The organism is Ancylobacter sp. (assembly GCF_965249975.1).
In the GTDB taxonomy this organism is placed as follows: domain Bacteria; phylum Pseudomonadota; class Alphaproteobacteria; order Rhizobiales; family Xanthobacteraceae; genus Ancylobacter.
This window is the reverse complement of the sequence record NZ_CBDFNE010000015.1, coordinates 429,619-445,054: the sequence shown is the minus strand read 5'-3', so window position 1 is coordinate 445,054 and position 15,436 is coordinate 429,619. Positions and strand designations below refer to the sequence as shown.

The 15,436-nt window shown below is 69.9% G+C and carries 9 protein-coding genes and 1 pseudogene; 7 read left to right on the top strand and 3 right to left on the bottom strand.

Features of this window, described 5'->3' with window-relative positions:
- The first annotated feature begins 77 nt into the window (after nt 1–77).
- From ACP2AH_RS12845 to mutS, 3 genes and pseudogenes are all read left to right on the top strand, one after another.
- Nucleotides 78–1,550 (top strand): MATE family efflux transporter, encoded by a 1,473-nt coding sequence (locus ACP2AH_RS12845; RefSeq protein WP_425106140.1) that lies wholly within the window; start codon nt 78–80, stop codon nt 1,548–1,550.
- 9 nt (nt 1,551–1,559) lie between these two features.
- Nucleotides 1,560–2,048 (top strand): MmcB family DNA repair protein, encoded by a 489-nt coding sequence (locus ACP2AH_RS12840; RefSeq protein ID WP_425106139.1) that lies wholly within the window; start codon nt 1,560–1,562, stop codon nt 2,046–2,048.
- A 219-nt stretch (nt 2,049–2,267) separates the two neighbouring features.
- Nucleotides 2,268–5,010 (top strand): annotated as a pseudogene (mutS, locus tag ACP2AH_RS12835) (DNA mismatch repair protein MutS).
- Between the two features lie 59 nt (nt 5,011–5,069).
- On the opposite strand, the gene ACP2AH_RS12830 reads toward mutS, so the two are convergent.
- Nucleotides 5,070–6,299, bottom strand: coding sequence for a polyhydroxyalkanoate depolymerase (locus tag ACP2AH_RS12830; RefSeq protein WP_425106138.1), 1,230 nt, complete (start codon nt 6,297–6,299; stop codon nt 5,070–5,072).
- A gap of 391 nt (nt 6,300–6,690) precedes the next feature.
- On the opposite strand from ACP2AH_RS12830, the gene ACP2AH_RS12825 reads away from it, so the two are divergent.
- Nucleotides 6,691–7,383 carry a glutathione S-transferase gene (locus ACP2AH_RS12825; protein WP_425106171.1) on the top strand — a complete coding sequence of 231 codons (693 nt, stop codon included), beginning with the start codon at nt 6,691–6,693 and terminating at the stop codon, nt 7,381–7,383.
- Nucleotides 7,384–7,588: 205 nt separating this feature from the next.
- Here the strand turns inward: ACP2AH_RS12825 and polA are convergent, their stop codons facing one another.
- Complete coding sequence (gene polA / locus ACP2AH_RS12820) at nt 7,589–10,549, bottom strand: DNA polymerase I (protein ID WP_425106137.1); 2,961 nt, start codon at nt 10,547–10,549, stop codon at nt 7,589–7,591.
- Nucleotides 10,550–10,810: 261 nt separating this feature from the next.
- Between polA and truA the strand changes: the two genes are divergently transcribed.
- Complete coding sequence (gene truA / locus ACP2AH_RS12815) at nt 10,811–11,563, top strand: tRNA pseudouridine(38-40) synthase TruA (protein ID WP_425106136.1); 753 nt, start codon at nt 10,811–10,813, stop codon at nt 11,561–11,563.
- 187 nt (nt 11,564–11,750) lie between these two features.
- The gene (locus ACP2AH_RS12810) at nt 11,751–13,178 is read left to right on the top strand and encodes a homospermidine synthase (RefSeq protein WP_425106135.1); all 1,428 of its coding nucleotides are present in this window, start codon (nt 11,751–11,753) and stop codon (nt 13,176–13,178) included.
- A gap of 21 nt (nt 13,179–13,199) precedes the next feature.
- Here the strand turns inward: ACP2AH_RS12810 and ACP2AH_RS12805 are convergent, their stop codons facing one another.
- The gene (locus tag ACP2AH_RS12805; RefSeq protein WP_425106134.1) at nt 13,200–14,006 is read right to left on the bottom strand and encodes a pyrroline-5-carboxylate reductase family protein; all 807 of its coding nucleotides are present in this window, start codon (nt 14,004–14,006) and stop codon (nt 13,200–13,202) included.
- 156 nt (nt 14,007–14,162) lie between these two features.
- On the opposite strand from ACP2AH_RS12805, the gene hemH reads away from it, so the two are divergent.
- Nucleotides 14,163–15,248, top strand: coding sequence for a ferrochelatase (gene hemH / locus ACP2AH_RS12800; protein WP_425106133.1), 1,086 nt, complete (start codon nt 14,163–14,165; stop codon nt 15,246–15,248).
- The last annotated feature ends 188 nt before the right edge of the window (nt 15,249–15,436 follow it).

Here is a 15,436-nt window from a genome sequence, read left to right as displayed (position 1 = left end):
GATGGGCGTGCCTGCAAGAAACGGGTTGCGCGCACGGGGCCTGTGCGGCGGGCGGTGCGCATGCCATATGCCCCGCCATGGACACGACCGCCCCCCGCAAGCCGCTGAAGGCCCGCTTCGTCGAAGGCTCGACGATGCGCCATGTCGCCACCATGACCGCCGCCGGCTCGGTCGGGCTGATGGCGGTGTTCGTGGTCGATCTGCTCAACCTGTTCTACATCTCGCTGCTCGGCGAGGAGGAGCTGGCGGCGGCCATCGGCTATGCCGGCACGGTGATGTTCTTCACCACCTCGGTCGGCATCGGCGTGATGATCGCCGGCTCGGCGCTGGTGTCGCGGGCGATCGGCAGCGGGCGGATCGAGGAAGGGCGACGGCTCTCCACCTCCTCGCTCATCTATATGGCGCTCGCCACCGGGGCGATGACGCTGGCCCTGCTGCCCTTTCTCGGGCCGCTGCTTGCGCTGCTCGGCGCCACCGGGCGCACGCTGGAGCTGGCGCGCGACTTCCTGCTCATCGTGCTGCCCTCCACCCCGCTGCTCGGCCTCGGCATGGCGGCGTCGGGCACGCTGCGCGGCATTGGCGATGCGCGGCGCTCCATGTGGGTCACGCTGGCGGGCGGGCTCACCACCGCCGTGCTCGACCCGCTGCTCATCCTCGCCCTCGGTCTCGGCGTCGAGGGCGCGGCGGTCGCCAATGTGCTGGCCCGCGTCGTCATGGTCGCCTATGGGCTGAATGCGGTGATACGGGTGCACAAGCTCGCCGCGCGCCCGCGCCTGCCGGATTTCATCGCCGATGTCGGCCCGCTCTCGGCCATCGCCGTGCCGGCCATCCTCACCAATGTCGCGACCCCGGTGGGCAATGCCTACATCACCTTCGCCCTCGCCCCGCATGGCGATGCGGCGGTGGCTGCCTGGGCGGTGATCGGCCGGCTGATCCCGGTCGCCTTCGGCCCGCTCTTCGCCCTCACCGGCGCCATTGGCCCGGTGATCGGCCAGAATGTCGGCGCCGGGCGCTATGACCGGGTGCGGCAGGCCGTGCGCGATAGCCTTGCCCTGACCGTCAGCTATGTGCTCGGCGTCTGGCTGATCCTGGCGCTGGCCCGCCAGCCGCTCGCCGGGCTGTTCGGCCTGTCGGCGGAAGGCGTGGCGCTGGTGGAATTCTTCTGCCTCTACGCCGCCGGGGCCTATGTGTTCTTCGGTGCGCTGTTCGTCGCCAATGCCGCCTTCAACAATCTCGGCGCGCCGCTGCTGTCCACCCTGTTCAACTGGGGGCGGGCGACGCTCGGCACCATTCCCTTCGTCTGGCTCGGCAGTCGCTGGTATGGCGTGGAGGGCGTGATCGCCGGCCAGGCACTGGGCTCGGTCTTCTTCGGCGTGGCGGCGCTGATCTGCGCCTTCGCCGTGGTGCGCCGGCTGCATGCCGGCAACCCGCCGCCCACGCCGACGACCGCGCTGGCCGGGCCGGAACTGCCGCCTTTCTCGCGCGGCGAGGACGCCCCGGCGATCGAGACCGCCGCCGGGGTCTTTCCTCGCGCCGAGGAGAACGGATAGAGTACGGGAATGAGCGACACCGCCTTTGCCGACCTCGTCCTGCCCCCGGATGGGCGCCAGTCCGAGACCGCCCGCGCCATCCAGCGCGGGGCGCTGCGCTATCTCGCCGCGCGCGGGCTGGTGGGCGTGCCGGAATTCAGCCTCGCCTCCGGCCGGCGGGCGGACATCGCCGCGCTCGACCTGCGCGGCGAGGTGTGGGTGGTGGAGATCAAATCCTCGGTCACCGATTTCCGCACCGACCGCAAATGGGCGGAATACCGCGCCCATTGCGACCGGCTGTTCTTCGCCGTCGGCCCGGATTTCCCGCTGGAGATCCTGCCCGAGGACACCGGCATACTGGTGGCGGACGCCTTCGGCGCCGGGCTGGTGCGCGAGGCGCCGCTGCATGCGTTGGCCGGGGCGACACGCAAGGCGCTGACCCTGCGCTTCGCCCGCGCCGCCGCCGGACGGCTGATGGGGCTGATGGACCCCGAGGCGCTGCGCGGCGTGGTGCTTTAGAGTCATCGTGCGGCGGCGCAGACCCTTCCATCAGGTGTGCGTGCTTCGAGGCCGGCCTCTGGCCGGCACCTCAGCATGACGGGCCTCGTTATCGGGTGCGCCGTCATCCTGAGGTGCGAGCGAAGCGAGCCTCGAAGGATGCCCATCCGGCGAAACAGTGAGGGGATAACCGCACCCGGCGCTTGAAAGGCGCCCCTCCCCTCTGCCAGCGTCCCCGCCATGGATCAGCCCGAGAACAGCCCCGCGCCCGTATCGCCCAAAGCGCTCGGCGACGCCGAGCGCGTTACCCCGATGATGGCGCAGTACATCGAGATCAAGGCCGCCAATCCCGGCAGCCTGCTGTTCTACCGCATGGGCGATTTCTACGAGCTGTTCCTCGACGACGCCGAAATCGCCGCCCGCACGCTCGGCATCGTGCTGACCAAGCGCGGCAAGCACCAGGGCGAGGACATCCCGATGTGCGGGGTGCCGGTGGACCGGGCGGAGGAATATCTCCACAAGCTCATCGCCGCCGGCCACCGCGTCGCCGTGTGCGAGCAGATGGAGCCGCCGGCCGAGGCGAAGAAGCGCGGCCCGAAAAGCGTGGTCAGGCGCGACGTGATCCGCCTCGTCACCCCCGGCACGCTCACCGAGGACGCGCTGCTGGATGCAAGACGCGAGAACGTGCTGGCGAGCCTCGCCCGGGTGAAGGGCAGCGGCGAGGAGGGCGACGGCTATGTCTATGCGCTGGCTTTCGCCGATATCTCCACCGGCTCCTTCCGCGTCGCGGAAACCGACAGCACAAGGCTTTCCGCCGACCTCGCCCGCATCGAGCCGGCCGAGCTTCTCGTCGCCGACGCGGTCTATGAGGATGCCGAGCTGCGCCCGCTCTGGCGCACCCTTCCCGCGGTGACGCCGCTGCCGAAGGAGAGCTTCGACGGCGCCACCGCCGGGCGGCGCATCGCCGGCTTCTTCCAGGTGGCGACTCTGGATTCCTTCGGCAGCTTCTCCCGCGCCGAACTCGCCGCCGCCGCCGCCATCGTCGCCTATATCGAGCGCACCCAGCTCGGGGCCCGTCCGCCGCTCGGCCGGCCGCAGCGCGAGGCCTCCACCGAGGCAATGATCATCGACCCGGCGACGCGGGCGAACCTCGAAATCCTGCGCACCACCACCGGCGAGCGCACGGGGAGCCTGTGCGCCGCCGTGGACCGCACCGTCACCTCGGCCGGGGCGCGCCTGCTCGCCCGCCGTCTCGCCGAGCCGCTGACCGACCCGAAGCGCATCGCTGAGCGGCTCGACGCGGTGGAGTGCCTCGTCGAGGAGACGAGCCTGCGCGCGCAATTGCGGGACCGGCTCGCCGGCGTGCCGGACCTCGCCCGCGCGCTGTCCCCGCGTCGCGCTCGGCCGCGCCGGGCCGCGCGACCTCGCCGCCATCGGGCGCGGGCTGAATGAGGGCACCGCCATCGCCGGGCTGATCGCCGACGCCCCGGCCCCGGCCGAATTGCAGGCCGCCGCCCGGGCGCTGGGCGGGGTCGATCCCGCTTTGGCGGCCAGGCTCACCGCCGCGCTCGACGACGAATTGCCGCTGAACCGCCGCGACGGCGGCTTCATCCGCCCCGGCTATCACCCCGAGCTCGACGCCACCCGCGCCCTGCGCGACGAGAGCCGGCGCGTGGTGGCGGCGCTGGAGCGGCGCTATGTCGAGGAAACCGGGGTCCGCGCGCTCAAGATCCGGCACAATGCGGTGCTCGGCTATTTCGTCGAGGTAAGCCAGCAAAACGCCGACCGGCTGCGCGAGCCGCCTTTCGACGCCGTGTTCATGCACCGCCAGACCATGGCGGGGGCGATGCGCTTCACCTCCACCGAACTCGCCGAGCTGGAAGCCAAGATCGCCAGCGCCGGCGACCGGGCGCTGGCGCTGGAACAGCTGCTGTTTGACGAGCTGGTCGCGGCGGTGACGGCGGAGACCGAGGCGATCCGCGCCTGCGCCGAGGCGCTGGCGGTGATCGACGTGACCGCCGGCCTCGCCAAGCTCGCCGTGGACGAGAACCATGTGCGCCCGGAGGTGCATGAGGGGCTCGATTTCCGCATCGAGGCCGGGCGCCACCCTGTCGTGGAGCAGGCGCTGCGCCGCGATGGCGGGCCGTTCGTCGCCAATGAGTGCGAGCTTTCCCCGCCTGAAGGCGCCCGCGCCGGGCGCATCTGGCTGGTCACCGGCCCCAACATGGCGGGTAAGTCGACCTTCCTGCGCCAGAACGCGCTCATCGCCATCCTCGCCCAGGCCGGCGCCTTCGTGCCGGCGCGGCTGGCGCGCATCGGCGTGGTCGACCGGCTGTTCTCCCGCGTCGGCGCGGCGGACGATCTCGCGCGCGGGCGCTCCACCTTCATGGTCGAGATGGTGGAAACCGCCGCCATCCTCAACCAGGCCACCGAGCGCTCGCTGGTGATCCTCGACGAGATCGGCCGCGGCACCGCCACCTTCGATGGCCTGTCCATCGCCTGGGCGAGCCTGGAGCACCTGCACGAGGCCAATCGCTGCCGCGGCCTGTTCGCCACCCATTTCCACGAGCTCACCGCCCTGTCCCAGCGCCTTTCCCGCCTCGTCAACGCGACGGTGAAGGTGAAGGAGTGGGAGGGCGAGGTGATCTTCCTGCACGAGGTGGTGCCGGGCGCGGCGGACCGTTCCTACGGCATCCAGGTCGCCAAGCTCGCCGGCCTGCCGCATGCGGTGGTGGAGCGCGCCCGCGCCGTGCTGACCGAGCTCGAATCCGCCGACCGCGCGGCGCCGACGCAGCGCATACTCGACGACCTTCCCCTCTTCGCCGCGCTCAACCGCGCCCCGCCCCCCGCCGCGCCGGCAGCGAAGGCGGACCCGGTGGCGGCGGCGGTGAAGGACGCGCTGGCCGGGATCGACCCCGACGAGATGACCCCGCGCGAGGCGCTGGAAGCGCTCTACCGGCTCAAGGCGGCGGCGAAAGGCTGAGGGCGGCTGAGGGCGGCTGAGGACGACAAAAGGGGGCGGCACCGCTGACGCGGTACCCCTCACGCATCGGCGGCGAGGATGTGGTTGCGCACCAGCGGATAGACCTGCCCCTTCCAGCGGCGGCCGGAGAACACGCCGTAATGGCCGACGCCGGCCTGCATGTGGTGGCGCCGCAGATGCGGGCGCAGCGAGGCGCAGATGTCCTGCGCCGCCACGGTCTGGCCGACGGCGCAGATATCGTCGCGCTCGCCCTCCACGGTGAGCAGCGCGGTGCGGCGGATGGCGCGGAAATCGATCCGCTCGCCGCGATAGGTGAGCACGCCGCGCGGCAATTCGTGCTGCTGGAACACCTTGGCGATGGTCTCCAGATAGAACTCGGCGGCGAGATCGAGCACGGCGAAATATTCATCATAGAAGGTCTTGGTGGTCGCCGCCTTGTCGTGCTCGCCCATGGCGAGGTTCTCATACAGCCCGACATGCGCCTTCACGTGGCGTTCCATGTTCATCGCCATGAAGGCGCCGACCTGGATGAAGCCGGGATAGACCCGCCGCCCCGCGCCCTTGAAGCCCGGCGGCACGGTGGCGATGAGGTTCTGCTCGAACCATTCCATCGGCTTGGAGGTGGCGAGTTCGTTCACCTTGGTCGGGTTGATGCGGGTATCCACCGGCCCGGCCATCAGCGTCATGGAGAGCGGCTGGGCGGGGTTGTTTTCCTGCGCCATGACAGCCCCGGCGGCGAGCACCTGCACGCAGGGCTGGCACACGGCGAGCACATGCCCGCCCGGCCCGATCTCTTCCAGAAAGCGGATCACATGGGCGACGTAATCGTCGAAGCCGAAGCCGCCATCGGTGAGCGGCACGTCGCGCGCATTGTGCCAGTCGGTGATGTAGACATCGTTTTCCGGCAGCAGCGTCTTCACCGTGTCGAGCAGCAGCGTGGCGAAATGGCCGGACAGCGGGGCGACGACGAGCAGGCGCGGCTGCTTCTGGTCGACATCCTTGGCGAAATGCAGCAGCGAGCCGAAGGGCAAGGCTAGCGCCACCTCCTCGCGCACCTCCACCTCGCGATTGCCCACCATCACCGTGCCGATGGCGAAAGGCGGGCGCTCATGGCTCAGCCCGGCGCGCTCGATCATCTCGAAGCCGGCCGAGAGGTTGCGCAGCAGCGGCGTGTCGTGGAGGCCGCCCATCGCCTCGCCCATCGTGCCGAGCATCTGCCGCGACAGCCTGGCCGCGAGGCGGAGCGGATCGAACAGGTCGGACTGGGCCTGATAGGCGGCATAGAGCATGGGCGGGGCAATCTTCCGGCGGCAGGGGCGGCAACGGCTCGATCGGCGACAGGCCGTCGGCCGCCGCTCGGCGCAGGCGCAGGCGACCCGCTGCGCTGAAGGAGCGGGAGCCCTGCCGGCGCCATCCTAGAGCGGATGCAATGACGCTGCCAAGGAGGTTGCCAAGTAGGTTGCCCAGCAGGCTACCGAGCAGGCGAAAGGCGCCGGGGAGCCCGCCTCGCCGGCCGGCGCGCTGTCACAGGCCGGTCAGGAATGGCACGAAGTGTGATTGCCGCTTCCGGGCTGCACACTGAACGCCCGCCGAAACAGGACGCCTGCCATGCCCTCCGCCACCGCGACGCCCAAGCCTGCCACCGCTCCGGCCCGCAAGAAGGCGCCGGCCAAGGCGGAAATGAAGGCCGAGGCCTCGCCGAAGCCCACCGCGCCGGCGCCCGAAGCGGTGCTGACCCTCAGCAGCAAGAACTATTCGTCCTGGTCGCTGCGCGGCTATCTGCTCTGCCGGCTCGCCGGGCTCGCCTTCTCCGAGGCCCGCGTCTCCGCCGACGATCCCGCCATCCGCGCCGAGCTGCTGCTGCAATCCTCCTCCTTCCTGGTGCCACGGCTCGACCATGAGGGGCTGCGCATCTGGGACACGCTGGCCATCGCCGAATATCTGCACGAATGGAAGCCAGACGCCGGATTACTGCCTAGGGATCGCGCAGCGCGGGCGCATTGCCGCTCCATCAGCGGCGAGATGCATTCCGGCTTCGCCAATCTGCGCTCGGCGCTGCCGATGAACATCAAGGCACATCATCCCGGCTTCAAGGTGTGGGCGGGGGCGCAGGGCGACATACTGCGCATCGTCGCCATCTGGACCGAGTGCCTGGGCACCTATGGCGGGCCCTATCTGTTCGGCGCCACCCCGACCATGGCGGACGCGATGTACGCCCCCGTCTGCTCGCGCTTCACCACCTATGACGTGGCGCTCGACCCGCAGAGCCGGGCCTATTGCGCCACCATGCTGGCCCTCCCCGCCATGCAGGACTGGATCGACGACGCCCGCGCCGAGCCGGAGGAGATGGAAGAGCTGGACGTGGAGTTCTGAGAGGGGCAGGGCGGCCGGCTCGTGCGCGGGGTGCCGTCATGCTGAGGTGCCGGCCGGAAGGCCGGCCTCGAAGCACGCAGGTCGGGCCCCGACGGAGGCGCACCGGAGCGTGGGCCCGCTTCCCGGCCTCATCCTTCGAGGCCCGCTGCGCTCGCAGCTCAGGATGACGGTGGACTGGGGGACGGGCACCGGCCCGGCTCACCCCTCAATGCGCCTCGTCCCAGTTCAACGCCGCGCGGGCGTCGACCTTCAGCGGCACTTTCAGCGCCACCGCCGGGAAGGGGGCGATCTCCATCACCTCGCGCACCACGGGGATGGTGGCCTCGACCTCCGCGTCCGGCACCTCGAAGATCAGTTCGTCATGCACCTGCAGCAGCATGCGGGCGGAAAGGCGCGCCTTCTCCAGCGCCCCGTCCATCCGCACCATGGCGCGGCGGATGATGTCGGCGGCCGAGCCCTGCAGCCGCGCATTGATCGCCGCGCGCTCGTTGAAGGCGCGGATCGAGGGGTTCTTGGCGTTGATATCAGGGTAGTGGCAGCGCCGGCCGAACAGCGTCTCGACATAGCCATGCTCGCGGGCGAAGGCGCGGGTCTCGTCCATATAGGCGCGGATGCCGGGGAAGCGCTCGAAATAGCGCTTGATATAGGCCCCCGCCTCCTCGCGCGGGATGGAGAGCTGGTTGGCGAGGCCGAAGGCGGAGATGCCGTAGATGATGCCGAAATTGATCGCCTTGGCCCGCCGGCGCACCTCGCCCGGCATGCCCTCGATCGGCACGCCGAACATTTCCGACGCCGTCATGGCATGAATGTCCAGCCCGTCCTGGAAGGCCTGGCGCAGCGAGGGCGTGTCGGCGATCTCGGCGAGCAGCCGCAGCTCGATCTGCGAATAATCGGCCGAAATCAGCTTGTGGCCCGGCGCGGCGATGAACGCCTTGCGGATCTTGCGTCCCTCTTCCGAGCGCACCGGGATGTTCTGCAAATTCGGCTCGGAGGAGGAGAGCCGGCCCGTCGTGGTGGCGGCGAGCGCGAAGGAGGAATGCACCCGGCCCGTCTCGGGATGGACATAGGAGGGCAGGGCGTCGGCATAGGTCGATTTCAGCTTCTGCAGCTGGCGCCAGTCGAGAATGCGGCGCGGCAGCTCGTGGCCCTGCTCGGCCAGCTCCTCCAGCACGTCGGCCCCGGTGGACCAGGCCCCCGTCGGCGTCTTGCGCCCGCCGGGAATCTGCATCTTGCCGAACAATATGTCGCCCAGCTGCTTGGGTGAGCCGGGATTGAAGCTCTCCCCCGCCATCTCGGAAATATCCGCCTCCAGCCGGCCCATGCCTTGCGCGAACTCGCCGGACAGGCGCGAGAGCATCTGCCGGTCGATCATGATGCCGCGCGCCTCCATGCGGGCGAGCACGGCGACCAGCGGGCGCTCCAGCGTCTCATAGACCGTCGCCTTGCCCTCGCTGGCGAGGCGGGGTTTGAGCACCCGCCACAGCCGCAGCGTCACATCGGCGTCCTCGGCGGCATATTCGCTCGCCTTGTCGAGCGGGGCGCGGTCGAAGGTGATCTGCCCCTTGCCCTTGCCGCACACCTCCTCGAACTTGATCGGCGTGTGGCCGAGCCAGCGCATGGACAAGGGGTCCATGCCGTGCGGCGAGGCGCCGGCGTCGAGCACATAAGAAATCAGCATCGTGTCGTCGTAAGGGGCGACCTCGATGCCGAGGCGCCGCAGCACCAGCCAGTCATATTTCAGGTTCTGCCCGACCTTGAGGACGGCGGGGTCCTGCATCAGCGGCGTCAGCGCGGCGAGCGCGTCGCGCAACGGAATCTGGTCCGGCAGCAGCCCCTCGCTGAACAGCCCCTCATCCCCGCCCTTATGGGTGAGCGGAACGTAGCAGGCCTCGCTCGGCCCGGTGGCGAGCGAGAAGCCGACCAGCTCCGCCTGCATCGGGTCGAGGCCGGTGGTCTCGGTATCGACAGCGACGACGCCGATCTCGGTCGCGCGGGCGATCCATTCCTGCAGCCGGGCGAGCGTGCGCACCGTCTCGTAGCGGGAGCGGTCGACCGGGGTGGCGGTCGCTTCCGCCTGCCGGGCGGCGGCGAGCGCCTGCGGGGTGAAGCCCTCCGCCGCGCTCGGCGCGTCGTCCAACGGCACCGCGGTCTCGCGCGTGTCCGGGTCCAGCCCGGCGGCCAGCAGCGCGCCCTCCCCGCCCCCCGCCCTCAACCCGGGATCGGGCTCGATGGCGGCGACATCGACCTCATAGGCCTCGGCCACGCGGCGGGTCAGCGTGGTGAACTCCATCGCCTTGAGGAAGGCGACGAGGCGGGTGGCGGACGGTTCCACCACGGCGATGTCGTCGAGCGGCACGTCGAGCGGCACGTCGCGCTTCAGCGTCACCAACTGGCGCGAGAGGCGGGCCTGGTCGGCGAACTCGATCAGGTTCTCGCGCCGCTTGGTCTGCTTGATCTCGGGCGCGCGGGCGAGCAGCGTGTCGAGGTCGCCATATTCGGCGAGAAGCTGCGCCGCGGTCTTGATGCCGATGCCGGGCACGCCGGGCACGTTGTCGACGGAATCGCCGGCCAGCGACTGCACGTCCACCACCTTCTCGGGAGCGACGCCGAACTTCTCGAACACTTCCTCGACGCCGATCGCCTTGTCCTTCATCGGGTCGTACATGCGCACCAGCCCGTCGACGAGCTGCATCAGGTCCTTGTCGGAGGAAATGACGGTGACCTGGGCGCCGCGCGCCTTGGCCTGCTCGGCATAGGTGGCGATGAGGTCGTCGGCCTCGAAGCCGCTCTGCTCCACGCAGGCAAGATCGAAGGCGCGGGTGGCCTCGCGGATCAGCGGGAATTGCGGACGCAGATCCTCCGGCAGCTCAGGGCGCTGGGCCTTGTAGAGCGGGTAGATATCCTTGCGGAAGGTCTGCTCGGACTTGTCGAACACCACGGCGAGATGGGTCGGCCGGGGCGCGAATCCGCCGCCATTCTGCCCGGCGCGCACCAGCTTCCACAGCATGTTGCAGAAGCCTGCCACCGCGCCCACGGGCAGCTTGTCGGACGAGCGGGTGAGCGGGGGCAAGGCGTGATAGGCGCGGAAAATATAGGCCGAGCCGTCGATCAGGACGACATGGTCGCTGGCGTCGACATTCTCGTGGTGGGCATCAGTGGCGGGCATTGCGGGCTCCGTTTGCGGCCGCACGATGCCCCCGGCGCCGCGCCGGGGCAAGGGGGCGGGGAGCGGGGCCGGGGAGAGGGGCGCGCGGCGGCACGTCCCTCTCCCTCATCCCCGGGCTTGACCCGGGGATTCAGAAGTCTGCGGCGCGGGCAAAGTCTGGGTGCCCGGGTCAAGCCCGGGCATGAGGGCGTAATGGGGGGCCTGAGGCCCGGAGAGGTGACGCGCCGCGCGCGGGGCGCTACAGAGCGCGCAGGAAAAACCATGCCCCGCTACAAGCTCACCATCGAATATGACGGCACCCCCTTCGTCGGTTGGCAGGTCCAGGCGGCGGGGCTGAGCGTGCAGGGCGTGCTCGCCGAGGCGGTACGCCGCTTTTCCGGTGAGACGGTGGCGGTCCACGGCGCCGGGCGCACCGATGCCGGCGTCCACGCCACCGGGCAGGTGGCCCATGTCGAACTCGCCCGCACCTGGCGCCCGGACACGGTGCGCGACGCGATGAACGCGCATCTGCGCCCGCACCCGGTCGCCGTGCTGGCGGCGGAAGAGGTGGCGGAGGATTTTCACGCCCGGTTCTCGGCGACGGGGCGGCGCTATCTCTACCGCATCATCGCCCGCCGGCCGGACCTGGTGCTGGAACGCGACCGCGCGTGGCGGGTGCTGCGCCCGCTCGATGCCGACGCGATGGCGGACGGCGCGGCCCGGCTGATCGGCCGGCACGACTTCACCACCTTCCGCGCCATTGGCTGCCAGGCGGCCTCGCCGGTGAAGACGCTCGACCGGCTGGAGGTGGAAACCGTGCCGCTCACCGGGCCGGGGATGGAAATCCGCGTGCACGCGCAGGCACGTTCCTTCCTGCACCATCAGGTCCGCTCCATGGTCGGCACGCTGGTGAAGCTGGGCGAGGGCGCGTGGACGCCGGACGACGTGACCGCCGCGCTGGAAGCGAAGGACCGGACGCGCTGCGGCCCGATGGCGCCCTCGGCCGGGCTCTATCTCGCCGAAGTCACCTATTGAGCCGCCAAGGCCGGCTCCGGCACCGCCGCTGACTTTCCGCACCGACCCGCCCGAACCCGACCCGAACCCGGCCGCCCCGGTGCGGCCATGGAGTTGTCACCTGCGTGTCACCATTGACGCGGCAGGCTGCGGCGTCCCATGGTGCGGCCCGTCTCTTCCCTTCGGAACCAAAGGAGTGTCCCCGAGAATGTCAGTCTGGCCGGTCTACGGAAAAATCGACGGTCCCATCGTGATGATCGGCTTCGGCTCGATCGGTCGCGGCACCCTGCCCCTCCTGGAGCGGCATTTCGATTTCGACAAGGAACGGCTGACCGTCATCGACCCGGTGGACGACAACCGCGTCCTGCTCGACGAACGCGGCATCCGCTTCCTGCAGCTCGCCATCACCAAGGAAAACTATATCGAGGTGCTGAAGCCCCTGCTGACCACCGGCGGGCGCGGCTTCCTCATCAACCTCTCCGTCGATACCGGCTCGGTCGATATCATGACGCTCGCCCGCGAGTGCGGCGCGCTCTACATCGACACCGTAGTCGAGCCCTGGCTCGGCTTCTATTTCGACAAGGACGCCACCCCGGCGAGCCGCTCCAACTACGCGCTGCGCGAATCCATGCTCAAGGCCAAGCGCGCCAACCCCGGCGGGCCGACGGCGGTTTCCTGCTGCGGCGCCAATCCCGGCATGGTGTCCTGGTTCGTCAAGCAGGCGCTCATTGATGTCGCCACCGATACCGGGCTCGCTTTCGAGGAACCCACCACCCGCGAGGGCTGGGCGGAGCTGATGGCCCGCGTTGGCGTCAAGGGCATCCACATCGCCGAGCGCGACACCCAGCGCGCCCGCGATCCCCGCCCCTTCGGCACCTTCGTCAACACCTGGTCGGTGGAAGGCTTCGTCTCCGAGGGCCTTCAGCCGGCCGAGCTCGGCTGGGGCACGCACGAAACCTGGATGCCGGCCAACGCCCACACGCATAATTTCGGCTCCGGCGCGGCGATCTATCTGATGCAGCCGGGCGCCGCCACCAAGGTGCGCACCTGGTGCCCGAGCCTCGGCGCCCAGCACGGCTTCCTGGTGACGCATAACGAGTCGATCTCGATCGCCGACTATTTCACCCTGCGCAACGGCGCGCAGGTCGCCTACCGCCCGACCTGCCATTACGCCTACCATCCCTGCAACGACGCGGTGCTGTCCTGGCACGAGATGTTCGGCAATGAGGGCCATTTCTCCGGCGAGTGGACCATCCTGACCGAAGGCGAGATCGTCGACGGGCGCGACGAGCTCGGCGTGCTGCTCTATGGCCACGCCAAGAACGCCTATTGGTACGGGTCGCAGCTCACCATCGAGGAAGCGCGCAACCTCGCCCCCTACCAGACCGCCACCGGGCTGCAGGTGACCTCCGCCGTGCTCGCCGGCATGGTGTGGGCGCTGGAAAACCCGCAAGCCGGCATCGTCGAGACCGACGAGATGGATTACCGCCGCTGCCTGGAAATCCAGAAGCCCTATCTCGGCACGGTGAAGGGCTATTACACCGACTGGACCCCGCTGGACGGCCGGCCCGGCCTGTTCCCGGAGGATATCGACCCCTCCGACCCCTGGCTGTTCCGCAACATTCTGGTGCGGTGAGGCGCAGCGACGGCCGGGGGCTCACCCCTCCGGCCGGCCGATGCTGAGGCAGCGCCGGCGCGCCGCCTCCAGCCCTTCGGCCACCACCTCGGCGAGGCCCGCCGCCCGCAGAGCCTCCAGCCCCGCCGCGGTGGTGCCCGCATAATCCACCATCTCCTGCACGAAGTCCGCCGCCGGCCGCTCGCTCCCCGCCAGCATCGCCCCGGCAGCGTGGAACAATTGCCCCACCGCCCGGCGCGCCACCTCCGGCGCCACGCCCTGCGCCTGCGCATAGGCCTCGACGCTCGCGGCAAAGGCGGCGACGAAGCCCGGCACCGGGCCGGTAATGGCGGTGAACACGTCGATCTGGCTCTCCTCAGGCACCTCGTCCGTGCGCCCGCAGGCGGTAAACAGCGCCCGCACCATGTCCCGGTCGGCGGCGCTCACCCCCTCGCCGGCGAAGAACGGCGAATAGGCCATGCCGCGCGCGGCGGCCGGGCTCGACATCGCCCGCACCACCCGCGCCCCGCCGCTGATCGCCGTGAGTTCGTCGATCCTCACCCCGGCCATGACCGAGACCACCAGCCGCCCCGCGCCGGCAAAGCGCAGCGCGCGCCCGGCGGCGGGGGGCAGCGCGAGCAGGATCACGTCGCAGCGCGCCGCCAGCCTCCCCACATCCGCCGTCCAGTTCACCCCCGGCACGGCGGCGAGGTCGCCCGCCGGCCCGGAGCGGTTGGCGACCCACAGATGCCCCGGCGCCACCGCCTCCGCCCGCAGCAGCCCCGCGCCGATCGCCCCGCCGAGCTGGCCACCACCGACGAGCCCCACCATCTGTCCGAGAACCGCCATGCCGCCTCCTGATCCTCCCGCCGCCGGGAAGCGTACACCAAAGCGCGGCGCGCGTTCGCCCAGGCCACCCGCGACATTCGTCCGGTTGGAATGCGGCGCCCCTCACCCTATAAGCACGGCACATTCTGCCGGCAGCGACCCGTCGAGGAAGTAGCGATGAACAAGCCTGTTGCGGCCAAGGACGCCTCCGTGGCCCTCACCCCCGCCCCCGGCGGCGGGCTGCCGGCCGGCCACCCACCGGTGGCCTTCGGCAAGATCGGCGTGCTCATCGTCAATCTCGGCACGCCCGACGGCACCGATTACTGGTCGATGCGCCGCTACCTTAAGGAGTTCCTCTCCGACCGGCGGGTGATCGAGGTCAACCGCGTGCTGTGGTGGTTCATCCTCAACGTCATCATCCTGTCCATCCGCCCGCAGGCCAAGGGTAAGGACTACGCGACGATCTGGAACAACGAGCGCAATGAAGGCCCGCTGCGCACCATCACGCGGGCGCAGTCGGAAAAGCTCGCCGCCGCGCTCGGCGTGCGCAGCGACCGGCTCGTCTTCGACTGGGCGATGCGCTACGGCAACCCCTCCATCGCCTCGCGCATCGAGGCGCTGCAGGCGCAGGGCTGCGAGCGGCTGCTGCTGGTGCCGCTCTATCCGCAATACGCCGCCGCCACCTCGGCCACGGTGTGCGACGCCGCCTTCGACGCGCTGAAGAAGATGCGCTGGCAGCCGGTGCTGCGCGTCGCCCCGCACTGGCCGGACGAGCCGGCCTATATCGAGGCGCTGGCGAATTCCATCACCTCGGAACTCGCCACGCTCGACTGGGAGCCGGAGCTGGTCATCGCCTCCTTCCACGGCATTCCGAAGGAGTATTTCGACAAGGGCGACCCCTATCACTGCTATTGCTACAAGACCACGCGGCTGGTGCGCGAGAAGCTCGGCTGGCCCGAGGGCAAGCTGCGCCTCACCTTCCAGTCGCGCTTCGGCAGCGCCGAATGGCTGCAGCCCTATACCGACAAGACCATCGAGGCGCTGGCGAAATCCGGCGTGAAGCGGCTCGCCGTGCTCACCCCCGGTTTCGTCGCCGACTGCCTGGAAACGCTGGAGGAAATCGCCGGCGAGAATGCCGAGATCTTCCACCATAATGGCGGCGAGAAGTTCCACTTCATCCCCTGCCTGAACGACTCACCCGGCGGCATCAAGGTGCTGGAAGCGGTGGTCGCGCGCGAGCTGAAGGGCTGGGTGGAGATTTAGGGGGCGCGCAGGCGCTTGCGTCCCCAACCGTCATCCCGGACGGCCGAAGGCCGATCCGGGATCGTGCGCTATTGCGCTCACACCGCTGGAGCCGATCCCGGCGCGTCGCCTGCGGCGCCGACCGGGATGACGACCCTTCATTGCGGCCCCGCGTATCAGGCGCGAAACCCAAAGTGTGTTGCCGCACC